General features: G+C 65.9%; 17 protein-coding genes. 10 read left to right on the top strand and 7 right to left on the bottom strand.

The window, feature by feature from the left end; all coding sequences use genetic code 11:
* Positions 1–7: 7 nt before the first annotated feature.
* Positions 8–1,396 (top strand): MATE family efflux transporter, encoded by a 1,389-nt coding sequence (locus Verru16B_RS14390; protein ID WP_069962930.1) that lies wholly within the window; start codon positions 8–10, stop codon positions 1,394–1,396.
* Between the two features lie 30 nt (positions 1,397–1,426).
* On the opposite strand, the gene Verru16B_RS14385 is transcribed toward Verru16B_RS14390, so the two are convergent.
* On the bottom strand, positions 1,427–2,200 hold the full coding sequence (locus Verru16B_RS14385) for an alpha/beta fold hydrolase (RefSeq protein WP_069962929.1): 774 nt from the start codon (positions 2,198–2,200) through the stop codon (positions 1,427–1,429).
* Positions 2,201–2,322: 122 nt separating this feature from the next.
* On the opposite strand from Verru16B_RS14385, the gene mutS reads away from it, so the two are divergent.
* On the top strand, positions 2,323–4,899 hold the full coding sequence (gene mutS, locus Verru16B_RS14380) for a DNA mismatch repair protein MutS (protein ID WP_069962928.1): 2,577 nt from the start codon (positions 2,323–2,325) through the stop codon (positions 4,897–4,899).
* Positions 4,900–4,929: 30 nt separating this feature from the next.
* On the opposite strand, the gene Verru16B_RS14375 is transcribed toward mutS, so the two are convergent.
* From Verru16B_RS14375 to Verru16B_RS14365, 3 genes are read right to left on the bottom strand one after another with little or no spacing between them, the layout of a single operon-like run.
* On the bottom strand, positions 4,930–5,694 hold the full coding sequence (locus tag Verru16B_RS14375) for an RluA family pseudouridine synthase (protein ID WP_237023425.1): 765 nt from the start codon (positions 5,692–5,694) through the stop codon (positions 4,930–4,932).
* A complete protein-coding gene (locus Verru16B_RS14370) occupies positions 5,691–6,812 on the bottom strand; it encodes a hypothetical protein (protein WP_157772427.1) in 1,122 nt (373 codons plus the stop codon). Before Verru16B_RS14370 ends, Verru16B_RS14375 begins: the two co-directional genes overlap by 4 nt.
* Before the next feature lie 11 nt (positions 6,813–6,823).
* Positions 6,824–7,408: a Maf family protein gene (locus tag Verru16B_RS14365; RefSeq protein ID WP_069962926.1), complete on the bottom strand. Its 585-nt coding sequence runs from the start codon at positions 7,406–7,408 to the stop codon at positions 6,824–6,826.
* A gap of 168 nt (positions 7,409–7,576) precedes the next feature.
* Here Verru16B_RS14365 and Verru16B_RS14360 point away from each other — a divergent pair, with 168 nt between their 5' ends.
* The 5 genes from Verru16B_RS14360 (at position 7,577) to Verru16B_RS14340 (ending at position 15,338) form a co-directional block, all read left to right on the top strand.
* Positions 7,577–9,220 carry an NAD+ synthase gene (locus Verru16B_RS14360; RefSeq protein WP_069962925.1) on the top strand — a complete coding sequence of 548 codons (1,644 nt, stop codon included), beginning with the start codon at positions 7,577–7,579 and terminating at the stop codon, positions 9,218–9,220.
* Between the two features lie 66 nt (positions 9,221–9,286).
* Positions 9,287–10,567, top strand: a complete 1,281-nt coding sequence (hemL, locus tag Verru16B_RS14355; protein WP_069962924.1) for a glutamate-1-semialdehyde 2,1-aminomutase — start codon at positions 9,287–9,289, stop codon at positions 10,565–10,567.
* A 34-nt stretch (positions 10,568–10,601) separates the two neighbouring features.
* Positions 10,602–12,398, top strand: a complete 1,797-nt coding sequence (locus Verru16B_RS14350) for a SpoIVB peptidase S55 domain-containing protein (protein ID WP_069962923.1) — start codon at positions 10,602–10,604, stop codon at positions 12,396–12,398.
* Between the two features lie 44 nt (positions 12,399–12,442).
* Positions 12,443–14,689, top strand: a complete 2,247-nt coding sequence (locus tag Verru16B_RS14345) for a hypothetical protein (RefSeq protein WP_157772426.1) — start codon at positions 12,443–12,445, stop codon at positions 14,687–14,689.
* 139 nt (positions 14,690–14,828) lie between these two features.
* Complete coding sequence (locus tag Verru16B_RS14340; RefSeq protein WP_069962921.1) at positions 14,829–15,338, top strand: GAF domain-containing protein; 510 nt, start codon at positions 14,829–14,831, stop codon at positions 15,336–15,338.
* Between the two features lie 34 nt (positions 15,339–15,372).
* Here the strand turns inward: Verru16B_RS14340 and polX are convergent, their stop codons facing one another.
* The 3 genes from polX to Verru16B_RS14325 all read right to left on the bottom strand — a co-directional run bounded on the left by polX (position 15,373) and on the right by Verru16B_RS14325 (position 19,521).
* The gene (polX, locus tag Verru16B_RS14335; protein ID WP_069963765.1) at positions 15,373–17,145 is read right to left on the bottom strand and encodes a DNA polymerase/3'-5' exonuclease PolX; all 1,773 of its coding nucleotides are present in this window, start codon (positions 17,143–17,145) and stop codon (positions 15,373–15,375) included.
* 97 nt (positions 17,146–17,242) lie between these two features.
* On the bottom strand, positions 17,243–18,517 hold the full coding sequence (locus tag Verru16B_RS14330) for an AMP-binding protein (protein ID WP_069962920.1): 1,275 nt from the start codon (positions 18,515–18,517) through the stop codon (positions 17,243–17,245).
* The gene (locus Verru16B_RS14325) at positions 18,514–19,521 is read right to left on the bottom strand and encodes an o-succinylbenzoate synthase (protein WP_069962919.1); all 1,008 of its coding nucleotides are present in this window, start codon (positions 19,519–19,521) and stop codon (positions 18,514–18,516) included. Before Verru16B_RS14325 ends, Verru16B_RS14330 begins: the two co-directional genes overlap by 4 nt.
* Positions 19,522–19,728: 207 nt before the next feature.
* Between Verru16B_RS14325 and Verru16B_RS14320 the strand changes: the two genes are divergently transcribed.
* The 3 genes from Verru16B_RS14320 (at position 19,729) to Verru16B_RS14310 (ending at position 23,276) form a co-directional block, all read left to right on the top strand.
* The gene (locus tag Verru16B_RS14320; protein ID WP_069962918.1) at positions 19,729–20,256 is read left to right on the top strand and encodes a DUF5069 domain-containing protein; all 528 of its coding nucleotides are present in this window, start codon (positions 19,729–19,731) and stop codon (positions 20,254–20,256) included.
* 315 nt (positions 20,257–20,571) lie between these two features.
* Entirely contained in the window at positions 20,572–21,048 is a 477-nt protein-coding gene (locus Verru16B_RS14315) for a (2Fe-2S)-binding protein (RefSeq protein WP_069962917.1), read from the top strand.
* Positions 21,045–23,276 carry a xanthine dehydrogenase family protein molybdopterin-binding subunit gene (locus tag Verru16B_RS14310; RefSeq protein WP_069962916.1) on the top strand — a complete coding sequence of 744 codons (2,232 nt, stop codon included), beginning with the start codon at positions 21,045–21,047 and terminating at the stop codon, positions 23,274–23,276. Before Verru16B_RS14315 ends, Verru16B_RS14310 begins: the two co-directional genes overlap by 4 nt.
* The last annotated feature ends 15 nt before the right edge of the window (positions 23,277–23,291 follow it).

Here is a 23,291-nt window from a genome sequence, read left to right as displayed (position 1 = left end):
ACGCCAGATGAGCAAGCCCACCACCACCAAGCCACCCACCCTGCTGGCGATCGCCTGGCCGATCTTCGTCGAGCAGAGTCTGCGCATCCTGATCGGCACGGTGGACACCTTCATGGTGGCGCACGTCTCCGACGGGGCCGTGGCGGCGCTGGGCGTCTCGCACCGCCTGATCATGCTGGCGCTGATCTGCTTCAATTTCATCGGCATCGGCACCAGCGTGGTCATCACCCACCACCTCGGGGCCGGGGACCGCAAGGGGGCGGAAAGCATCTGCTCCACCGCCCTCGGCGTGAACCTCTGGATGGGCCTCATCGCGAGTGCCCTCATGCTCTTTTTCAACGAGACCCTGCTGCGGCTCATGCAGTTGCCCGACAGCCTGATGGTCTACGCGGTGCCCTTCATGGCCCTGATGGGTGGCACCCTCTTCCTAGAAGCCATCAACACCGCGGTCGGCTCCATCCTGCGGGCCCATGGCAACACCCGGGACGTGATGTTTGTCACGGTGGGCCAGAACATCATCAACGTGGTGGGCGTGTCGCTCGTCCTCTTCGGCTGGTTCGGCCTGCCGAAGCTGGGCGTCGAGGGCGTGGCGTGTGCGAGCGTGGTCAGCCGTCTCCTCGCCACCACCGCGCTGCTGATTCTGCTCTATCGCCGCCTGGGCATCCGGCTGCACTGGCGCACACCCTTTGATCTCTCCGTGGACCGCATCAAGCGCATCCTGCACATCGGGCTACCGGCGGCGGGCGAGCACATGTCCTACTGGCTGGCCTTCCTCTTGATCACGAGCTTCATCGGGACCATGGGCGCGACGAGCCTGTCCATCATGGCTTATGCGCAGACCGTGCAAGCGCTCGTGATCCTCTTCAGCCTTTCCCTCGGCTTGGGCACCGAGATTGTTGTCGGCCGGCTGATTGGGGCGGGTGATTTCGAAGGCGCCTACCGGCAATTGCTGAGCAGCCTGAAACTCTGCCTCATGCTCACCGCGGGGGGCATGGTGATCATCGCCCTCATCGCTCCGCACCTCATCGGGCTGTTCACCCACGACCCGGAGGTCATCGCCGGCGGAGCTCTCCTGCTGCGCATCGCCTTCATCCTCGAGATCGGGCGGGTCTTCAACATCGTCGTGATCAACTCGCTCCGCGCCACCGGTGACGCCCGCTTCCCCGTCCAGATCGGCGCAGTCTGCATGTGGCTCCTGTGGGTGCCCAATTCCTGGCTCCTCGGTGTGCATCTCGGCTGGGGCTTGGTAGGCATCTGGATCGCCATGACCTGCGACGAATGGCTGCGCGGCATCATCATGTACCGGCGCTGGGTGGGGCGGAAATGGCTGCCCTTCGCCGAGCGCAGCCGCGCCGAGGTCATGCGCAACCACGTGCCGCTCGTAAGCGAGACCTGAGGGATGCAAGCTCCGCGTATTCCGCGGCGTTTAGATTGTCCCGCTCACCAACCGTACGAACTCCTCACGCGCATCCATGTGCGGGTTGTGGCCGGAGTCCGCGATCACCTCGATCTGCGCCGCCGGGAAATGGTGCCGGATGATCGCATGGTCGCCCGGCTCGGCATAACGTGACCTCCCGCCCAGGACGAATAGCGTCGGTCCGGCGTAGCGGTCCGCCGCCGTCAGGCAGTTTTTCTCCATCACGGGCAGCGCCGCGGTCAACGCCGGCAGATTGATCAGCCAGCGCCAGGTCCCGGCGTCATCCTGGGTGAGGTTGGTGGAAAGAAATTTGCGCATGCCCAGGTTCGTGACCCGCGCCTCGAACCGCAGCTCCGCCTCGCTGCGTGAGGTCAGGCTCCCGAGATCCAGCTCGGTCATGGCCAGAAACTCCCCGCGGTGCGCCACCCAGAAGTAGTCCTTGGGGGCGATGTCCACCACGACCAGGCGCTCCACCCGCTCCGGGTGCCGGCAGGCCAGGAGCATGGCCGTCTTGCCCCCCATGCTGTGCCCGCAAATCGCCGCCCGGGCCAGGCCTTGGCCGTCCATCCAGGCGATGATATCCGCCACCATCACGTCATAGTCCATCTCCGGGACATGCGGCGACTTCCCGTGGTTGCGCGCATCCAGGGCAAAGACGTGGTAGTGCTTCGCCAGATCCCGCCCCGTGCTCAGCCAGTTGCGGGACGAGCCGAGCAGGCCGTGCAACACCAGCATCGGCGGCTTCCCCGCCCCGCCCAGGTCGATGTGATGCAATGGAACCACCCAGACACGGAGACACGGAGAAAATGCCCGAGACAAATCAAATATGGCCGGAACACCGTCCACGCCCGCACCTTTTGGCTTCCCAAACCTCCGTGCCCTCTGTGACCCTGTGGCGATAAATTATGTCCGCCGCCGAGAAGCTCACCCCGATGATGCAGCAGTATTTCGAGGTCAAACGCGGCCTCCCGGCGAACACGCTGCTGCTCTTCCGCCTCGGGGATTTCTACGAGATGTTCTTCGAGGATGCCGAGATCGGGTCGCGCCTGCTCGGCATCACCCTGACCCGCCGGCAGGACACCCCCATGTGCGGCATCCCGCACCACGCCGCCGAGAACTACGTGGGCAAGCTCCTCGCCGCCGGCAAGAAGGTCGCCCTCTGCGACCAGGCGGAGCCCGCCAAGGCCGGCAAACTCGTGCGGCGTCAGGTCACCCGCATCCTCTCGCCCGGGACCACCCTCGCCGCCAGCCAGCTCGATGCCGCGAAAAACCACTACCTCTGCGCCCTCACGCTCGACGCCGCCGGCCTGCATGCGGCCTGGCTGGATCTCTCCACCGGGGAATTCCGTCTCGCCACGGATCCGCGTCCCGAGAACCTCCTGCCCGTCCTTACCGCCCTGGATCCCGCTGAACTCGTCCTAATCGAGGGCCAGCTGGAGAAATGGCAGGCTGCCCCGCACGAGCAGCATGCCGTGCATGCCCTCCATCATTTTTGCGAGGGGCGCCTGTGTTCCGTTCTGCCTGGCTATCATTTCGAGGTCGCTGACGGCGCCCGCACCGTCATGGCGGCTTTGGGTGTCCTGAATCTGCAAGGCTTTGGACTGGCCCACACCCACCCGGCCTTGGGCGCGGCCGGGGCGGCGGTCCACTACGCCACCGAAAACCTCTGCGCCAAGCCCGAGAACCTGCGCTCCCTCCAGGAATACCGCAGCACGCGCACGCTCCTCCTCGACCCGGCCACGCTGCGCAACCTCGAGATCTTCGCCTCCACCCGCGGCACCCGCGAGGCCTCACTCCTCGGGGCGATTGACCGCACCACGACTGCCGCCGGTTCCCGGCTGCTGGAGCGCTGGCTCGCCGCCCCCGCGCTCGACCTGCTGGAAATCCAGCGGCGCCAGACCGCCGTCGGCGAATTTGTGGCCCAACCCGGCGACCTCGCCCAGGTCCGGGAACTGCTCGGCAAGGTTCGCGACATCCCGCGTATCCTGAGCCGCCTCCAGAACCGCCTGCGCAACCCCCGCGAACTGGGCGGCGTTCGCGACACCCTCGCCCAGATCCCGCCGATCGCCGCTGCGCTCGACTTGCTCGACGCGCACCTTGTCGGCCATCACGGCGGGGCTGTTTCGTATATCCGCTCGCGCCTGACTGATCTGCCGGCCCTGCGCGACCTGCTCGGCCGCGGCCTGGACGACAACCTGCCCAACGACCTCCAGGAGGGAAACTACATCCGTCCCGGCTATGATGCCGAACTCGACCGCCTGCGCGGCCTGACCACGGACAACAAGTCCTGGCTCGCCGAGCTCGAGCGCAAGGAGCAGGAGCGCTCCGGCATCCGCAGCCTCAAGGTTCGGTACACTTCAGTTTTCGGTTATTATATCGAGATCACCAAAGCCAACCTCGCCAGCGTGCCGGCCGACTACGTGCGCAAGCAAACCACCGCCAGCGGCGAGCGTTTCGTCACCGAGGAGCTGAAGCTCAAGGAAAAGGAAATCTTCTCCGCCGAGGAAAAGTCCCTCGCCCGCGAGCTGGAGCTTTTCACCGCCCTGGTTGCGGCCGTCCTGGACGAGTCCGTAGCCCTGTCGACTACGGCCGACGCCCTGGCTGAGCTCGATGTGCTCGCCGGCTGGGCCGTGTTGGCCCGCGAGTGGGATTATTGCCGCCCGACGCTTGATGAAGGCGACACCCTCACGATCACCGACGGCCGTCACCCCGTCGTCGAGCAGATGATGAAGACCGAGCGCCTTGGTCTCGCCGGCAGCCACACCTTCGTGCCCAACGACACCGGGCTCGCGTCCACCGAGTCGCAGATCCAACTCCTCACCGGCCCCAACATGGCGGGCAAGTCCACCTACATCCGGCAGGTCGCGCTCATCACCCTCATGGCCCAGGTAGGCTGCTGGGTGCCAGCCAAGGCCTGCCGCGTCGGCTTGGTCGACCGCATCTTCTCCCGCGTCGGCGCGAGCGATGACCTCGCCCGCGGCAACTCGACCTTCATGGTCGAGATGAACGAAACCGCCAACATCCTCAATAACACGACCGATCGCTCCCTCATCATCCTCGATGAGATCGGCCGCGGCACCTCGACCTACGACGGCCTGAGCATCGCCTGGGCGGTGGTCGAGCACCTGCACCGCGACGCCGACCGCGGTCCTCGCACGCTGTTCGCGACGCACTACCAGGAACTCACCCAGCTCGAGAAGCACCTGCCGCGCCTGAAAAACTGGTCGGTCGCCGTGAAGGAATGGAATGATGACATTGTCTTCGTGCGCCGGGTTGTCCCCGGCGCCGCCGACCGTAGCTATGGTATCCAGGTTGCCCGCCTCGCCGGCCTGCCGCTCGCCGTCATTGACCGGGCCAAGACGATCCTCGCCCAACTGGAGTCGGACGATGTCACCGTCACCCTCCCCGCCGTCCCGCTGGCCAAGCCCAAGAAGAAGATCACGGTCACCCCGACGGACGACGCGCAGATGGATTTGCTGTAAGGCCGGCCAGCAGCCTTACTTCGATGCCGGTCAATACCCGGCCAGAAATTCCTCGGGCAGCGGCGCGTTCGCCTTGAAGGCGAATTTCTTCCCGCCGAACTCGTACGTGAACGCGGTCTCGAGCGAATGCAGGAACAGACGCTTGGTCTTGTTCGCCTTGGCGAACTCCCGGTTGAGGCCGAAATCCCCATAGGTCTGGTCGCCGATGATCGGCAGGTGGCGCTTGGCGCATTGCACGCGCAGCTGGTGGCTGCGGCCGGTGCGGGGCTCGAGCCGGATGAGCGACGTGGAGAAATTCCGCTGCGTGTGCTTGATCGACTGGAAATGGGTCTCGGAGGGGATGTTGCCGATCGTGGCCGTGCGAACCCGGCCGCCTTTCTTGGTTACGGCGAGGAAATCACGCCAGACCTCCGTCTTCGTGTGCGCGTGCCCGAAGACGAGCGCATTGTAGACCTTCCGCACCTGCTTCTGGGCGAAGTGCTCCCGGATCACGAGCGCGAGTTTTTCGCTGGCCGCGGTCAGGATCACGCCCGAGGTGGCGGAATCGAGTCGGTTCAGCAGCCAGAGGTGGCGTTCGGCACCCTCCGGGTTGCGCCAGGTAAAGCGCTGGGCTTCCTTGTCGTAGCGGCAGGTTAGCAGCGAACGGGCCTCGTCCTGCGAATCATTCGGGTGCGAGAGCACCCCCGCGGATTTGTCGAAGGCGGCGAGGCCGTTCGCATCCCGCACCAACAGGCGCACATTACCGCCCAGCGGCAACGTCGCCCAGAAATCTTCGGGGAAGGGAATCGACGTCACTGGTGGTAGAAGCGGAACGTGAGGCTCTGCTGTTCACCCAGGAGCGCAATCATCTCATCCGACCACTTCCGGTAGGGTTGCCGGGCCTGGATCGCGTTCTGGCAGGAGAACACCCCTTGGCGGCCCGAGCCTTCGTCCTCCACCTTCACGATGTCGGTCTCGCCCTTCGAGTTGATCGTGAAGGTGATCGCCACATGCGAGCCCCGCGGCGGGGACACGCGGCTCTCCGCGAGGATGCGGTACCACTGGATCTGCACGATCTCGATCAGCTCGTTGAGGTATTCCCCGTACTCGCTTTGGAAAGCGTCGGAGGCCGTAACGCCCATGTTGGACACGCCGGTCACCCGGTTCGCCAGCGGCGACTGCCGGTTGAGCGAGGCTGAGGCCAGGCGCTTGCGCTCCTTGGGCTGGGTCTTCGCGTTCTGTGCCGTGACGGCCACCAACCCGCCCTGGGCCGCGGTGGAATCCTTGGATCCGTCCACCGCCTCGGCGGCGTGGGTGGAGGCCTTCTTGCTGTCGGCGACGTTCGTGGCGATGCCGTCCGCGTCCGTGCCTTCGGTCTTGTCAAAGCCGGCCAGCGGCACCTGCTCCATCCGCGCCAGCTGCTCGGTGCGCTGCTGTTGGTCCTCGGTCGCCTCCTCCGGCGTGGGCGGCGGAGCGAGTTGCGGCGGGGCCATGTCGCCGGATACAATCGCGGTGGTGTCCTTGAACTTGTCCTCGCCCTTCGTGCTGGGCCGCTTCTGGGGATCGAGCTCCAAGGCGGCCACTTCCTGCGCCGCCTGCTGGTTGCGGTTGCTGAAATTCTCGGTCTCGTCCGGCAGGTTTTCAGGGGCCGCGGAGTTGGTCTCGACGAAGTTGAATGGCTTGCGCTGTTGCACCTCGGTGACCTCCGGCTGGGCCAGTTCGAAATCGAAGGTCTGCCCGCGGGGGGCGCTGCCCACCTCGATGCCGGTGTGGACGCCGGAAAAGTCATCCAGGGCGAACCGGGGCGAGAGCACGATCAGCAGCACATGGAACAGCACCGTCCCTACGACGCCGATGAGGATCGAGCGACCGTAGGATTCGGTTTCGGGGGCCAGCGGACGGTGGCCGGCGGCGGCAAAGCGGGAGGTGCTCACGTTTTTGAGAGTCAACGCCCCGGACCAGCCTGAGTCAAAAGTTGTTTCATTTCGTCCACGGGCAGACCCACAATATTGGTCAATGATCCCGTAAATCCGGCGACAATGAGGTCGGCCTCCTCCTGGATGGCGTAGCCGCCGGCCTTGTCGAGGGTATGGACCCGGCTCAGGTACAACTCGATGGTCGCCTCGTCCAGCGTCTTGAAGGTCACTTCGCTCGCCACGCCTTGGTCCAGTTTGAGCCCATCAACTGCCCGGCGGATGGCCAGGCCGGTGAACACAGTGTGCACGGTGCCGCTCAGCATCCGCAGCATGGCCCGGGCCTCGGTACCGTCGCGGGGCTTGTTCAGGACCGTCCGGCCGACAAAAACGGTCGTATCCGCGCCGATCACCGTCGCCGCCGGATGGCGGGCGGAGACCCAGTCGGCCTTGAGGGCGGCATTGTGGCGCACCATCTCGCGGGGATCGGCATCGGGTGCCTCATGCTCGGTCACCTCGGCCGGGATGACGGTGAAATCCACGCCCAGCGAGGCCAGCAATTCGCGCCGCCGCGGCGAGGCCGAGGCCAGAATGATCGGAGGATTGGTGGAGGGCATGGTCTGAAGGGCAGGAGCCAGTGTACCGGCGGCCGGACGCATCCTAGCTAAACCAGCACTGGATCGCCTGTAAACAGGCTCCGGCCGGAGAAATAGGAATGTTCCTGTGCTGGTCTATGGGGTTGCAGTCGGCCTCCTTGGCGGCAAGTTGTCTAACCCAATTTTCCCATGCGTATCGGCCTGGCCCAGATCAACACCATCGTCGGCGACCTCGCCGGCAATAGCCGCCTCATCGCTTCCGCCTACCAAAAACTGGTCGCCGAGGGGGCCGAGCTGGTTGTGTTCCCGGAACTCGTGGTCTGTGGCTACCCACCCCGGGATCTGCTCTTTAAGAAACGCTTCGTCCCCGACGTCGAGCAGGCCACCCGCGAACTCGCCCGCTCCATCGGCCGGGTACCCGCCGTGATCGGCTTCGCCGAGACCAACACCACCGGGCAGGGCCGGCCGTATTTCAATTCCGCCGCCTTCTGTCACGAGGGCCGCATCGTCGCCACGGCCCGCAAGTGCCTGCTGCCCACGTACGACGTCTTCGACGAGGACCGCTACTTCGAGCCGGCCGCCGCTCCGACCGTGGTGGAATTCGGCGGCCAGCGCATCGGCATCACCATCTGCGAGGATATCTGGACCCACGCCATGATTTCCACCCGCCGGCTCTACGCGGGGGCCCTGCCCGTCGCCCAGCTCGCCGGTCGCTGCGACCTGATGGTCAACCTGTCCGCCAGTCCCTGGAACCACGGCAAGGGCGGCGTGCGCCACACCCTGGTCGCCGACACCGCCCGCCAGCTCGGCTGTCCGGTGGCCTACGTCAACGCCATCGGTGGCAACGACGAACTCCTCTTTGACGGCCGCAGCCTCGTGGCCGACGCCACCGGCCGGGTGGTGGCCGGCCTCGCCGCCTTCTGCGTCGAACAGCGGGTCGTGGATCTGGTGGCCCCGTCCGCCGACGGGCTTCACCCCACCTTCGATCAGGAAGACCTGGCCGACATCTACGACGGCCTCGTCCTCGGCGTGCGCGACTATGCGAACAAGACCGGTTTTAAGCAGGCCTTGCTCGGCCTCTCCGGCGGCATCGACTCCGCCCTCACCGCCGTAATCGCCGCCGAGGCGCTCGGTCCGCAGAACGTGATCGGCGTCAGTCTGCCCTCGGTTATCTCGAGCCAGCACTCGCGCGACGACGCGACGCTCATCGCGAAGAATCTCGGCATCCGGTACCACACGCTTTCCATCGCCGACGTCGTGGCCTCCGCCGAGCACACCCTCGCCCCGCTCTTCGCCGGACGGCCCCGCGACATCGCCGAGGAAAACATCCAGGCCCGCGCCCGCGGCCTCCTGCTCATGGCGATTTCGAACAAGTTCGGGGCCCTGCTCCTCACCACGGGTAATAAGAGCGAGCTGGCCGTGGGCTATTGCACACTTTACGGCGACATGTGCGGCGGCCTGGCCGTCATCAGCGACGTGTTCAAGACCCAGGTCTATGCCCTTTCCCGCTGGATCAACCGCCACCGTGAGATCATCCCGGTCAATTCCATCGACAAGCCGCCGAGCGCCGAACTGCGGCCCAACCAGACGGATCAGGACAGCCTCCCGCCGTACGACCAACTCGACGCCCTGCTCAAGGGCTACGTTGAGGAAGGCCTGTCTCGCGCTGACCTAATCTCGCAAGGCTTCGCCGAAGCCGTGGTCAACGACGTCGTCCGCAAGGTGGACCTCAACGAATACAAACGAAAGCAGGCCGCCCCCGGCCTGAAAATCACCCCCCTCGCCTTCGGCGTCGGCCGCCGCATCCCGATCGTCCAGAAATACGTGAGCTGAACTCCGACCCACACGTCCCACTCTCGCTGCCGTTTTCCCATAGGCCCTATACGCCCTATAAGCCCCATGTCTCCCTCCTCTGACCAACTCTTCGCCCGCGCCCTCCAACTCATCCCCGGCGGCGTCAATTCCCCCGTCCGCGCCTTCCGCTCGGTCGGCGGCACGCCGTTCTTCACGAAATCCGCCCAAGGCGCCACGCTCACCACGGCCGACGGGCGCGAACTGATCGACTTCGTCTGCACCTGGGGTCCGGCCATCCACGGCCACAATCACCCGCGCATCAAGGCGGCCATTGCCGCCGCCTTGGACAAGGGCACGTCGTTCGGCACGCCCAACCCCTACGAGGTCGAGATGGCGGAACTCATCGTCTCGTTCTTCCCCTCCATCCAGAAGGTGCGCATGTGCAGCAGCGGGACTGAAGCCACGATGTCGGCCATCCGTCTCGCCCGCGGCTTCACCAAGCGCGACAAGATCATCAAATTTGCCGGCTGCTATCACGGCCACAGTGACTCGCTCCTGATTAAAGCCGGCTCCGGCGCGCTCACGCACGGTCACCCCGACAGTGCGGGCATCCCCGCCTCGTTCGCCCGTGAGACCATCGTGGTGCCCTTCAACGACCCCGCGGCTCTCACCGCCGCCTTCGCCGCCAACCCCGGCCAGATCGCTGCCGTCATCCTCGAACCTTACATCGGCAACACCGGCTTCATCCCGGCCCTGCCCGGTTACCTGAAGCATGTCCGCCAGGTCACCGCCGCCCACGGCACCGTGCTCATCTTCGACGAGGTCATGACCGGCTTCCGCATCGCCCGCGGCGGCGTGCAGGAGCGCGAGCAGATCATCCCCGATCTGACCTGTCTCGGAAAGATCATCGGCGGCGGCCTGCCCGTCGGTGCCTTCGGCGGTCGCGCCGAGATCATGGACTACCTCGCGCCCCTCGGGCCCGTGTACCAGGCCGGCACCCTCAGCGGCAACCCCCTCGCCATGGCAGCCGGCATCGCCCAGTTGCGCCTCCTCGACGAGGTCAAACCCTACCCGCGCCTCGATGCCCTGGGCCGGCAGATCTGCGCCGCCGCCCTCGCGGCCGCCCAGGCCAAGGGTTTACCCATGCAGGCCCCGCAGGTTGGTTCGATGCTCAGTCTCTTCTTCACGCCGACGCCGGTCCGCGACATGGACAGCGCCCTTACCTCCGATGCCAAGCTCTTCGGCCGGTTCTTCCGCGCCTGTCTTGACGGTGGCGTTTATCTGCCGCCCAGCGCCTATGAGGCCTGGTTCCTGAGCACCGCCCACGAGGGCCCGGCCATTGACCGCGCTTGCGAAGTCATCACATCCGCCATTAAGTCGCTCTAAGGAAAAGCGCGCCCGCGCCGTAGTCCTTAACCTTATGCCTTCCACGCTGCCACCCACCCGCCTGCGCACCCGACTGGCGGAATTGGCCCTGGCGCTCCTCGCGACCTGCCTGGGATGGGCCCAGCCCCAAGGCGCGCCGTTGATCGACCTCGATGACCTTCAGCCCGGCATGAAAGGCGAGGTCTGGACTGTCTTCAAGGGCAGCCAGCCCGAGGCCTTCAGCGTGCAGGTGACCGGCATCCTCCGCAACGCCCTCGGCCCGGGCAAAAGCATGATCCTGTGCGAGCTCACTGACCCTCGCGTCCAGTCCATGGGCGCCGTGGCCGGCATGAGCGGCAGCCCGCTCTACATCGACGGCAAACTGGCCGGGGTCCTCGCCTACCAGATCCAGCGTTTCGAGACTGTGCGCCACGCGGGTTTCACCCCGATCAAGGACATGCTGGAAGTCACCGCCCTGCCCGCCAGCCGCGACTTGCTCGGGCCAGCCCCAATTCCCGTCAAAGGCGCCAGCCAATCCCGCTCCTCCCTCGAGGGCGACATCAAGCCCCTGACTCCCGCCTTCAGCGCCGGCGGACTCTCCCCGCTCGTCGCCGGACTGCTCACGCCCCAGTTCGAGGCCCTCGGCCTCTCCTTCAATGCCCTCGGCGGCAGCCTAGAGTCGGGCGACCTGAAGTCTGATATTTCAAATCGCAAATCCTCCCCGACCCTCCAACCCGGCGGCGTCGTCGCCGTGGCCCTGGCCGTCGGTGACATCACCATCGCCGGCACCGGCACCGTGTCGCACGTCGACGGCAACCACGTCCTCGCCTTCGGTCACCCCATGATGTCGCTCGGCGCCACCGAACTGCCCATGGCCTCCGCCGAGGTCGTCACGATCCTCCCCAGCCAGTTCAATTCCATCAAGGTCTCCAACACCGGCGCGATCATCGGCGCCTTCAGCCAGGACCGCCTGTCCGGCATCTACGGCGAAATCGGCCGCGAGCCAGCCATGGTGCCGGTCGAGATCAGCTTCCCCACCCGGCAAAACCGCAAAACGCTCAACTTCCGCGCCGTCCGCCACGAGCAGGTGCTCCCCATGATCGCGGCCACCGGCCTCGCCCAAGCCGTGAACGGCTCGAACGAATCCGGCTTCACCCGCGGTTTCCGTGTCACCACCACGGTCGAGTTCCCCGGCTCCGCCCCCGTCGAACTGAGCCAGATCTACCCCGGGCCGCAGGGATTCAACCAGGGCCTCACCGATCTCGTCGGCAATCTCTCGCTCTGGCTCTTCAATCCCTACGAGCGCATCTTCCCGGATCGGATCCGTTTTGCCGTCGAGGACACACCCGACACGCCGCAGGGCATCGTCGAGCAACTTCAGGTCTCCCGCACCAACGCCGCCCCGGGCGAGCGCGTGGATCTCGGCCTCGGCTGGCGCGGCTTCCAGCGCCCGCCTGTGATGGAGAACCTGACCCTGGACATCCCGCGGGCCTGGGCCGGCAAGGATCTTGAAATCCTGGTCACCACCGGTCCCGTCATGGACGAACTCACCGGCCGTTCCCGCACCGTGGCGGTGGCCCAACTCCGCGGCTTCGAGGAATACATCTCCGCCCTGCGCGAGTTCCGCCAATCCGACGGTCTCTACATCGCCGTGGTGGAGAAAACCCGCCTCCTCACCGACCAGCGCGGCACCACGCCCGACATGCCCGGTTCACTCGAGCGCATCGCCCGCGGCGCCGACGAGGCCCGCTTTCAGCGCCGCGAGGCCCTCGCCCCTCTGTGGGAGCAACACATCCTGCCCGGCACCCTGTTCAATATTCTGCTTCGCAAACCGCTCAACGTCACGGATTGATCTCCCGTCCGGACGCCAAGTACGCCCCGTCAGTCAGACCCTGAATGAAATTCCCCTTTCGCTCCCCCACCGCCCCCGCTTTGGCCCTTTTCGCGCTGCTGGGCGTGACGCTCCCGGCCGACCCCCTCACCAAAGAACAGGACCTTGATTTCGGCCGCGACGTCGCGAGCCGCCATCTCCGCGGCCTGGCCGCCCGCTCCGACGGCCGCCTGTTGTCCGGCCCGGTCTTCACCGATCTCACCGGTCCCAAGATCGGCGACATCCTCTGGAACCTCAAGCCGGCCGGCCCCAACCGTTTCGTGGTCGGCACGAGCCCCGAGGGCAAGGTCCAGGAAATCACCTTTAATCCCAAGGATGACACCTACACGGTCCGTGAGGTGGCCGACGTGGAGGAAACCCACGCAATCTCGCTCCTCGTCCTGCCGGACGAGGTCCTGCTGGTCGGCACCTCCCCGGTCGCGGCCCTTTACCTCGTAAAGGAGGGCAAGGCCATCGCCCGCGTCCCCCTCCCCGCCGACTCGGTGTTTGACCTCCTCGCCCTGCCCGATGGCAGCGTGCTGGCCGCCACTGGCAATCCTGGCAAGATCTACAAGATCGACCTCGCCAAGCTCGCCGCCGCCGGCCTGCTCGAGGGCAAGATCGAGAACGACGCCCTGCTCGCCGACCGCGGCGTCACCGTCTTCGGTGAAATCCGCGACCGCAACGTGCGCCGCCTCGCCCGTCTGAGCGATGGCGCCATCGTCGCCGGTTCCTCCCCCAAGGGAAATATCTACCGCTTCCCCGCCACCGGCGGGGCGCCGCTGTTCCTGCAGGAAAATCGCGATGCCGAGGTCGTGGACCTCCTGCCCGGCGACGACGGCAGCTTCCACGCCGCCCTGGTGTTCACCCCCGGGGATGCGCTGCGCCTCGCCGCCAAGCCGCCCGAGTCCAAGGATGAACTCCGCCCCGACCGCGACCCCAAGCCCGCGTTTGCCGGCCGCAGCACGGTGGTGCGCTTCCCCGCCAACGGATTTCCCGAGACCATCATGGGCAAGGCCGCCATTTCCTTCTACCGCCTCGCCCGGCAGGGTGACCGCCTCCTGCTCATCGCGGGCGAGCAAGGCGATGCCTTCGGCTACGACCCCGCGGCCCGCCGTTCCCTCACGTTCGCCGGCAGTTCCTCCGCCCAGTTGAACGATCTGGCGCCCCTCGGCGACGGCCGTTTCCTGCTCCTGCGCAACAACGCCCCCGGCCTGGCCCTTCTGGCTTTCAACGGCACATCGGACCGCAGCCTCGAGACCAAGCGCCTCGATCTCGGCCAACCCGGTGACCTCGGCGCCGTCCGCTTCCCGCGCCTGCGCGGCGTGGCTCCGGAAGCCATCAAGCTCGAGATCAGCACCAACTACGGCAACGACGAGTTGGAGGGCTGGTCGCCCTGGACAACCTTATCCCGCCGCGACGAGGGCTTCACCGCCGAGGGCCTCCGTGGTCGCTACGTCCGCTACCGGCTGACCCTGCCGGGGAACCTGCCCGCCGACTTCCAGATCGACAAGGCCGTGCAATATCACCGCCCGCAGAACCGGCGCCCTTCTCTCACCGACTTTCGGGTCTTCCCGCCCAACCAGGCGATTGTGCCCGCTGCCGAGCCGCCCGTGAACGTCGTGTCCACCCTGGCGCAGCTGCTTTTCCCGAATCAAAGGGACGGGAAGGACGATGCCCCCGGCCCGCGCCGCGGGAGCTTCCTCAACAGCCAGGTGATCCCGCAGACCGGTGTGCAACTGATCTACTGGAACGTGACCGACCCGGACGGCGACACCCTCGCCTACACCTTCTCCATCCGGCCCGACGGCCCCGGCGACTGGACCGACCTCGCCGTGCAGACCGAGAACACCTTCCTGCAATTTGAGACCGGGGCCCTGCCCGAGGGACTCTACCTCACCCGCCTGACGGTCGCCGAACAAGCCCCGCGGCCCGCAGCGCAGCGCCTGAGCTACGAATTCGAAACCGACAACCTCCTCATCGACCGGACCCCGCCGGTGATCACCGGCACGCAGGTCGAGCGCAACGGCGCCGCACTGCAGGTGACCGTCTCCGGCCGCGACGCCCTGGCCCTGCTCGAGGGCGCCGAATTTGTGCTGAACAACGGTGAGCGCGCCATCGTGCTGCACCCGCTTGATGGCCTGCTCGACAGCCGCGAGGAATCCTTCCGGGTTGAATTCCCGGCGACGGCGACCGCCAATGCCACCTCGCTCGAGGTGACGCTCTACGATCAGACTGGCAACGCGACCGCCAGCCGCCTGCCCCTGAAATAAGCGACCCGACCTCGCGGCCGGACGTGCTCACTTTCCCGGGGGTGATCGCGTATCCGGAGGTGGTTCCTCGCTTTGCCGCCGGAACCGCTACCCCGGGATACGGGCTAAAGATTCCGGGTCGGACTCCGATGTAGGATAAATGGCTGCCAAAAAGCAGATGGAGCGGACGCGTGCCTTGCTGGCCAAGGTTCGTCAGGTATCGACGCAGGACTACTTCCAGGCGCTGTGCCTGGATACGTCCGGCGATCTTGATGTCGATCAGACCAGTGTGTGGACCTTCGACGCCAACTTGCAGAAGGTCGAGTGTCAGTGCGGTTACGATGCCCTGACGGAGAAATTTTCCCGCCACCAGGTGCTGCGTCAGCAGGATTGCCCGCGCTATTTCCGGGCGATCGTGGAGGAAAACTATGTGTGCGCCCCGGACGTAGCCGACCACCTCGCGACCCGGGAATTCTTGGAGAGCTATTTCAAGCCAAACGGCATCGTCTCCCTGCTGGATTTCATCATGCACGAGGATGCGGTCCCGTTTGGGATCATCTGCTGCGAGAATCGTCGCGGGATCCGCCAATGGTCGGACGCAGACCGCAACTACCTTCGGTCGATCGCCACCTTGACCTCGTTTCTCTTCCTGCCCGCCGCTCGGGTCTAGGGTGGTGCCTGGAGGCAGGCATGCTGCCGGTCCCCTACCGGCGCGCCGCCAGCCACGCCTTCATTTCCTCGAGTGGCTTCGTGGTCAGGACACTTTTCTTCGTCAGCCATCCCTTCCGCGCCGTACCCACTCCCACCCGGAAATATTCCAGCTGGGCCGTGCGGTGGGCATCCGGGTTGATCGAGGTGAGCAGTCCCTTCGCCGCGGCCTTGCGCCAATGCCGCCAGTCCAGGTCAAGCCGCATGGGCGAGGCGTTAAGCTCAATCGCCACGCCGTTCGCGATGGCCGCGTCGATCACCCGGTCGATGTCCACAGCATACGGCTCACGTTCCAGCAACAGCCGGCCGGTCAGGTGCCCCAGCATCGTCACGTGTGGCGATTCGAGCGCCTTGATGATGCGCGCCGTCATGACGTCGCGCTCCTGCTTGAACGATGAGTGCACCGACACCACCACGTAGTCGAGCTGCGCCAGCACTTCCGGGGAAAAATCCAGGCGTCCGTCCGGCAGGATGTCGCACTCTGTGCCGGCGAACACCCAGGTTTTGAATTGCTTGGACTCGTTCAACTTTCGGATCGCCGCGACCTGCTCAAGCAGCCTCGCCTCGTCGAGCCCGCGGGCCTGAAAACTCGATTTCGAATGATCCGCGATGCCAAGATACTCGAGACCCAGCGCCTCAGCCGCGGCGGTCATCTCCTCGAGGGTGTTGTGGCCGTCGCTTGCCGTGGTGTGGTTGTGGAATACACCGCGGATGTCGGCCACGGTGACGAGTTCCGGCAAGCCGCCCTGCTCCGCCGCCTCGATCTCCCCCAGCCCCTCGCGCAGTTCAGGCGGGATGAAGGCCAGCCCGAGGGCAGCGAAGAGGTCCGCCTCCGTTTTCGCCGGCAGGCTCTTGGGCCCGGCTGCGCCCTCCTTCCGCGCCTCGACCGTGGCCCCGTGTTTTTCCTCGGCCGGGAAAAGCCCCCACTCGGACAGGCTCAGCCCGCGCTCCAGGGCGCGCTGGCGCATCAATACATTGTGGTCCTTGGAACCGGTCAGGTGATGCAAGGTGAAGACGAACTGTTCCGGCGGCACCAGCCGCAGATCGGCCTGCAGGCCTGATTTCAGCCGCACGCTGGCCTTCAGATCGCCCTGCGCCGTGATCTCCTTCACCTCGGCCTGGCCCACAAACCAAGCCACCACCGGTCCCGGCTCAGTCGTCGCCACCAAAAAATCCAGGTCCCCCACCGTCTCCATCCGCCGGCGCAAGCTGCCACAGGACTCCACCTGCTGGACCTGCGGCAGGGCGCGCAACCCCGCCAGGATCGGCGCGCCCGCCTCCTGGGCCTCAATCCACAGATGCCGGCGGCCATAGGCTTCCCGGTTGGCGATGCCTTGCAGGATCTTCTCCTGCGTCTTTTCGCCGAAGCCCTCAAGCGTCGCCACCTTGCCGGCCACGCACGCCGCCTGCAGCGCCGCAATCGAGTCGATGCCGAGTTTGTCGTAAAGGGCCTTCACCTTCTTCGGTCCGACCCCAGGAATCGCCATGATCTCCAGCAGGCCCGGGGGCAGTGAAGCCTTCAGCTTTTCATGAAACTCCAGCCGGCCCGTGCGGTGCAGTTCGGAAATCTTTTGGGCCAGCGCCTCGCCGATCCCCTTGACCTCTTCCAGCGTGCCCGCCTCCACCCGCTGGGCGAGCTCACCCTCGCTCATCGCCTCGAGCAGGCGCGAACCCGACTGGTAGGCGCGGATCTTGAACGGGTTTTCCCCCTTCAGTTCCATCAGGACGCCGATCTCGGTCAGGACGGCAGCAATGTCGGTCTTGGTCATCAGTCCGACACCCATAAGGCCGAAACCCGAAACTTGAAACCTGAAACCTGAATTTTTGAGGCTGAGTCATCTGCTCCATCCTCCCTGGCTTTTACCCTCAGGCCTCGGGTTTCTGCATTCCCGCCCTCCTCGCCACTTCACCCCGATTAAGCTTCCCTTGCGCGTTGACCGGCCAGTCGGCCAGGGCGACGAAACGCTTGGGCCGCTTCGCCGGCGAAAGCAGCCCGGCCAGCGCCCGCTCCACCCGCGCCACGTCGATGGCCGGCCCCGGGTAGGCCGCCACGACGCTTTCACCCCATTCCGCGTCGGGCACCCCAAACACCACGACATCGGCAAAAGCCCCGGTGTCCCGCAGGACCGCCTCCACCTCGGCTGGGTTCACCTTCTCGCCGCCGGTGATGATGACGGCGTCGCGCCGCCCGCTCACGTGCAGATGGCCCTGCCCGTCCATCGAGCCGGCGTCCTGCGTGACAAAATCACCCGGTTCCCGCCATGCGGGCCAGTAGCCGCGAAATACCGACTCCCCGCCGATGGCAATCGTGCCCTCTGCGTCGAAAGCAAGGCGCGCATGCGGCAGCAGCGAGCCGTTGCTCCGCGTGCCGGCCAGGAATTCTGCCGGCCGCAACGCCGCGATCATCGCGGCGGTTTCCGTCATGCCATACCCCGGTGAGAGCGGAAGCCGGAGCGAGGCCGCTTGGTCGAGGAGAGTCGGCCACGCCGGGGCGCCACCTAGAAAAATGATCCGAAACTGCCGCAGCCAGTCGACCGCCCCCGCCTGCCGCAGCAACCGCTCGAGCTGGGTCGGCACGAGCGAGATCGTCCAGCCTTCGGTCTGGTGGGGCAACGCGGTCCAAAGACCAGCCTGCAGCGCCTTCCAATCCAGCGGCAGGTACTGCCCGCCGGTCAGCGCGCAGCGCATCCAAGCCATCAGGCCGCTCACATGGTACAGTGGCAGCACCCCGACCGCATTGACCTGCGACAATTCAAAATGGGCCATGAATCCCCGGACTGCCGCGCTGATCGACGCGGCATCGTGCCGGGCAAACCGCACCTGCCCGCTGGTACCACCGGTCGGTATCATCAGCCACCCGCCTTCGCCCCGGTGGGGCTTCGGCGCGGCAAGCCCGCCATCCGCGGACGTGGGCTCGGTCGGCTCTGTTCCGGTCTCAGGTTTCTGCCGCAAGAGCTCATCGAACTGGCGCAGTTCAACGGCACCCCAGTCGGGGTTGCCCAGAAAGACTTCCCCGTTTCCGTGCACGGCCGACGCAAAGGCGGCCATGAATGTGCGCGGATCCGCTTCCGCAATCACCCGGCGTTGCCCGCCCGGCGCGGCGACGCCACCCAGCAACCGGGCCAATTCAGCGCGGGTCATGGCAGGTTCCCCCACATCTCCGCCGGATTCACCCCGGTCATCCACTCGCCATCCAGCAACGGGCCGGTGAACGGGCCATCCCAGCGCCTGTCGCCGAAAAGCTCCCCGACACCAAACCCGGGGGAACGCTGCAGGACTGCCGGATCGGCGCCGAAAATTCCCCGCAGGATCGCCGCCCGTCCCAGCGCAGTCTCGATGGCGCTTGACCACACGACGTCGGCCTTGGTTTCGATCGCCCAGGAAATCGTGTCATCCAACGGTCCGGCCAAAGCCGGCTTGATGACAAACACGCCCGGCCAACCCCGAGCCTGCCAGACCCTCGCCTGCGCCAGCCGCACCACGGATTCATCCAAGGCAAGGGTAACGGGAAAATCCTGCGCCAGCCCCATCAGGCTGTCCTCATCCGCGGGCGCGACAGGCTGCTCCACAAATTCCACGGGCCGTTCCGCACAGCGCTCCAGCCAGCGCGCCGCCTGCCGCCGGGTCCACGCCCCGTTGGCATCAAGCCGCAGCTTCGTGTAGGCCGGCAGCCGCTCGATGAGCTCATCGAGCAGACCGAGTTCCTCGTCGATGTCCCCCACTCCGACCTTCCACTTGAAGGACAGCCACCCGGCTTCGAGCCGCGCCAGCAATACTTCAGTTGCCCCCCGACCGGCCGGCAGCAAGGCCGTGAGCGGGACGCGCCTCCCTTCTTCCAACGCCTGCCCTGAGCTTTGTCGTAGGGCCTCCGCCAAAGCGAACCGCACGCAGCCCATCCGCTCCGGCACCACCGCCAGCACGTCGGCAGGCACTTTGTCCCCGAGCTTCCCGCAGATTTCTAGAGCCTCGGGCAGCGTCTCAGTCCCGAACCACGGAATCGGGGCAATCTCCCCGAATCCCACCCGTCCGTCCGCCGCCTCGAGCCGCACCAGAAGCCCCTCGCGCTCCTGCCACAACCCATGGGCGGTCCGCAGGGGCGCCTTCAGGGGCAGGCGGTAGGGTTTGGCATGAAAGGAAAATGACATCGGCCGAGATCCCACTTACGCCGGGGAAAGGAAAAAGGCCAAACCTCAAATGGTCGCCCGTGTCTGCGGCATGCAAGGATAGGCCGGGTGAGGGAATAAGTTTCAAAGCGTGGCCTCCTCGCCCTCACCGTCTAGCCGTTTGGCTTTTCGCCTTTTCTCCTCTTGTTACTTGATACCTGTTACTAGGTCCTTCTCCTCTATCTCCTCATGAAACACTACGACTTTGCCGACAAATTCCGCGCACTCTACGATCAGGCCGTGCAACTCTACGGCTCCGGGGTCACGGACCAGACGAAGTATTTCAATGCCGCGGAACGCGCCTTCCTCGCGGCCAACGGGATCACCGTCCAGAACCTCTTCGACTACGCCGAGGACCACCACGGTTATGGTGAGCCTGGCTATGACCGCGCCCTCGCCATCGAACTCGTCCGCCGTGACTACTTTTTGAGCGTCCAAGGCGCCAAGCCTTCGACCACTATCGTCGACGCTGGCGCCCTACCGGCCAAATCCGCCGCCGTCCGCGGCATTGAGTGGCTGCCCCGCCTCATCCCCAAGACCAAGGCCAAGCTCCGCGGCGAACTGCCCTCAAACCTGATGTACTCTTGCGGGGGCGACCGCGCCTTCTTCCGCACCCACGACATCCATCCGGCCGAGTTCCTCTCCCTGGTCTGGCGCAACCTCGGTGACGACAATGCCACGATCGACTGGGTGGAGCAGCGGATCGCCCGAAAATAACCGGGTGATGGGTTGGCGGTGGATTGGCCGGAGTTCCAGGAGCCTTGCCCCCGGAGACGGGCGGGTTGGCGAGTGGTACGGCGCGAAGCCCGTCCGTCAGGCCAATGAATATTTTTCACAGCCAGCCGCTGCGCTACGAGTGGCGGCCCGATCTGTGGAGTACGCTTCCCCTCTCCTTCCTCTCGAAACAGGCACACCGTCCTGCGTGGGGACGAACCTTCCGGGCGTTCGATATCCGTTGGCCTGGAGCGCCGGAACATCTGCGCATTTGACGCCGCTACCTGTCTGGGCACCGTGAACTCAGCTTTTCCCCCCATGCCCACCTACACTCTGAAAGTAAACGGGCAGGCCCACACCATCACGGTTGCGGCGGATACGCCGTTGCTTTGGGCACTGCGTGACAGCCTCAACCTCCTCGGGACCAAGTACGGCTGCGGCATGGGCCTGTGCGGCGCGTGCACCGTTCACCTCAACGGCGTACCGGTCCGCTCCTGCCAGCTGCCCGTCTCCGCCATCGGCAACACGCCCATCACCACCATCGAGGGCCTCGACCCCGCCGGCGCCCACCCGTTGCAAAAAGCTTGGTGCGACCACGACGTCCCCCAGTGCGGCTACTGCCAGTCCGGCCAGATCATGAGCGCCGCCGCCCTCCTCAAGCAAACGCCCTCGCCCACCGACGCCGACATTGACGCCGCGATGGCGGGCAATCTCTGCCGCTGCGGCACGTACGTCCGCATTCGCGCTGCCATCAAGGATGCCGCCCTCATGGCGGCCAAGGGAGCTCAATCATGAAGCCGCAAACCAATCCAGGTGTGGCGGTCTATGGCCGCCGGGACTTCCTTCGCGTCACCGCCCTCGCCGGCGGCGGCTTCGCCATCGGCTTCGTGCTGCCGGGCACCGTCCTGGCCCAGGCCACGAACATGCTCGACGGCACCGCCACGCAGTTCACGCCCAATCCCTTTATCCGGATCACGCCGGAAAACATCATCACCATCCTGGCGAAGAATCCCGAGACCGGCCAGGGCGTGAAGACCCACCTGCCCATGATCGTGGCGGATGAGCTCGACGTGGACTTCAACACCATCGTGGTCGAGCAGGCCGGGCTGCGCGGCGACGTCGGCGCCCAGTTTGCGGGCGGCAGTCGCTCCACGCCCGACAACTACCAGCGCCTGCGCGTGGCCGGAGCCACCGCCCGCGTGATGCTCATCGAGGCCGCGGCCCAGACCTGGGGCGTGCCGGCCGACCAGCTCACGACCGAGAAGGGCCGGGTCATCCACTCCGCCTCCGGCCGTAGCGCCACCTACGGCGAGCTCGCCACCAAGGCCGCCACCCTGCCCATTCCTGATGAGAAGACCGTCCGCCTCAAGAAAGAGGGCGAGTTCCGCATCATGGGTTCCCGCGTCGGTGGCGTGGACAATCCCGCCATCGTCACCGGCAAGCCCCTCTTCGGCATCGACCAGCAACTCCCCGGCATGGTGTACGCGGCCTACGAGAAGTGCCCGGTCTACGGCGGCAAGGTCATCAGCGCCAACACCGAGCGCATCAAGAAGCTGCCGGGCGTCCTCGACTGCTTTGTCCTCGAGGGCACCGACAACATCAATGGCCTGAAGCCCGGCGTGGCCATCATTGCCACCTCCACCTGGGCCGCGTTTTCGGCCAAGAAGCTGCTCAATGTCGAGTGGGACGAAAGCGCCGGCGTCGGCCATGGCAGCGAAGCCTATGCAGCGAAAGCGGCCGAGTTCGGCGCAACCGAGGGCAAGCCCGTGCGCAACGACGGCGATGCCGCCGCCACGATCGCCGCCGCCCCTTACCAAGCCGCGGGCGCGTACTACTACCCCTTCCTGAACCACGCCACGCTTGAGCCGCAGGGCTGCACCGCCTGGGCCAAGGACGACGGCATCGAGTTTTGGACCACCTCCCAGACCCCCGGTGGCGGCCAGGAACTCGTGGCCAACACCGTCAAGATCCCGAAGGAGAAACTGAAACTCAACTTCGTACGTGGCGGCGGCGGCTTCGGCCGCCGGCTGGCCAACGACTACATGGCCGAGGTCGCGGCCATCGCGCTGCGCACCAACGGCGCCCCGGTTAAGCTCACCTGGACCCGCGAGGATGATATGCGCCAGGACTGTTACCACCGCCCCGGCGGCTGGCATTTCTTCAAGGGCGCCGTGGATGCCTCGGGCAAGCTCGTCGCCTGGCACAATCATTTCGTGACCTTTGGTTTCAAAAACACCGAGCGGACCGCCTCCGGCGCCGACCTCGGCTTCGACGAACTGCCCGCGCGCTTTGTCCCGAACTACCGCCTCGAGCAGACGATCATGCTCACCATGATCCCCACGGGACCGATGCGCGCCCCCCGCAGCAACGGCTTCTGCTTTGCGATCCAGGGTTTCATCGACGAACTCTCCCACGCGGCGGGACGCGATCCGGTCCAGTTCCGTCTCGATCTGCTCGGCGAGGACCGGGTCGTCCCGCCCAGTGAGGGCCAGCGCGGCGCGCCGTACAACACGGGCCGCATGAAGGGTGTCATCCGTCTCGCCGCGGAGAAATCCGGCTGGGGTACGCCCCTGCCCAAGGGCGAGGGCCGCGGGGTCGCGTTCCACTTCAGTCACTCCGGCTATGTCGCGATGGTGGCTCACGTCGCGGTCACGCCCGAGGGCACGCTCACGGTCAAGGAGGTCACCTGCGCCAGCGACGTCGGCCCGATCATCAACCTCAGCGGCGCGGAAAACCAGGTCGAGGGCTCCGTCATGGACGGCCTTGGTGCGTTCTGGCTGCAGGAGATGACCTTCGACGAAGGTCGCGCCGTGCAGAGCAACTTCCACGATTTCCCCCTGCTGCGCATCAACGCGGCGCCGAAGGTCGGGGTCCATTTCATCCAAAGCGCGAATCCCCCCACCGGCCTCGGCGAGCCGCCCTACCCGGTGGTGATGCCCGCCGTCGCCAACGCCCTCTTTGCCGCCACCGGCAAACGGATTCGCGTCTGGCCGCTCAACAAGACGGATTTGAGTGGGGCCTGAAAAGCCGAGGGTTGG

It is taken from the genome of Lacunisphaera limnophila (assembly GCF_001746835.1).
GTDB classification, from domain to species: domain Bacteria; phylum Verrucomicrobiota; class Verrucomicrobiia; order Opitutales; family Opitutaceae; genus Lacunisphaera; species Lacunisphaera limnophila.
Note: the sequence above shows the minus strand (reverse complement) of the source record. Positions and strands in the feature narration are given on the sequence as shown.

Bases quoted from the DNA above. Each gene is read 5' to 3' on its own strand.
- Verru16B_RS14390 (WP_069962930.1), top strand. From the start codon at position 8: ATGAGCAAGCCCACCACCACCAAGCCACCCACCCTGCTGGCGATCGCC.
- mutS (WP_069962928.1), top strand. From the start codon at position 2,323: ATGTCCGCCGCCGAGAAGCTCACCCCGATGATGCAGCAGTATTTCGAG.
- Verru16B_RS14365 (WP_069962926.1), bottom strand. From the start codon at position 7,408: ATGCCCTCCACCAATCCTCCGATCATTCTGGCCTCGGCCTCGCCGCGG.
- Verru16B_RS14360 (WP_069962925.1), top strand. From the start codon at position 7,577: ATGCGTATCGGCCTGGCCCAGATCAACACCATCGTCGGCGACCTCGCC.
- hemL (WP_069962924.1), top strand. From the start codon at position 9,287: ATGTCTCCCTCCTCTGACCAACTCTTCGCCCGCGCCCTCCAACTCATC.
- Verru16B_RS14350 (WP_069962923.1), top strand. From the start codon at position 10,602: ATGCCTTCCACGCTGCCACCCACCCGCCTGCGCACCCGACTGGCGGAA.
- Verru16B_RS14345 (WP_157772426.1), top strand. From the start codon at position 12,443: ATGAAATTCCCCTTTCGCTCCCCCACCGCCCCCGCTTTGGCCCTTTTC.
- Verru16B_RS14340 (WP_069962921.1), top strand. From the start codon at position 14,829: ATGGCTGCCAAAAAGCAGATGGAGCGGACGCGTGCCTTGCTGGCCAAG.
- polX (WP_069963765.1), bottom strand. From the start codon at position 17,145: ATGACCAAGACCGACATTGCTGCCGTCCTGACCGAGATCGGCGTCCTG.
- Verru16B_RS14330 (WP_069962920.1), bottom strand. From the start codon at position 18,517: ATGACCCGCGCTGAATTGGCCCGGTTGCTGGGTGGCGTCGCCGCGCCG.
- Verru16B_RS14325 (WP_069962919.1), bottom strand. From the start codon at position 19,521: ATGTCATTTTCCTTTCATGCCAAACCCTACCGCCTGCCCCTGAAGGCG.
- Verru16B_RS14320 (WP_069962918.1), top strand. From the start codon at position 19,729: ATGAAACACTACGACTTTGCCGACAAATTCCGCGCACTCTACGATCAG.
- Verru16B_RS14315 (WP_069962917.1), top strand. From the start codon at position 20,572: ATGCCCACCTACACTCTGAAAGTAAACGGGCAGGCCCACACCATCACG.
- Verru16B_RS14310 (WP_069962916.1), top strand. From the start codon at position 21,045: ATGAAGCCGCAAACCAATCCAGGTGTGGCGGTCTATGGCCGCCGGGAC.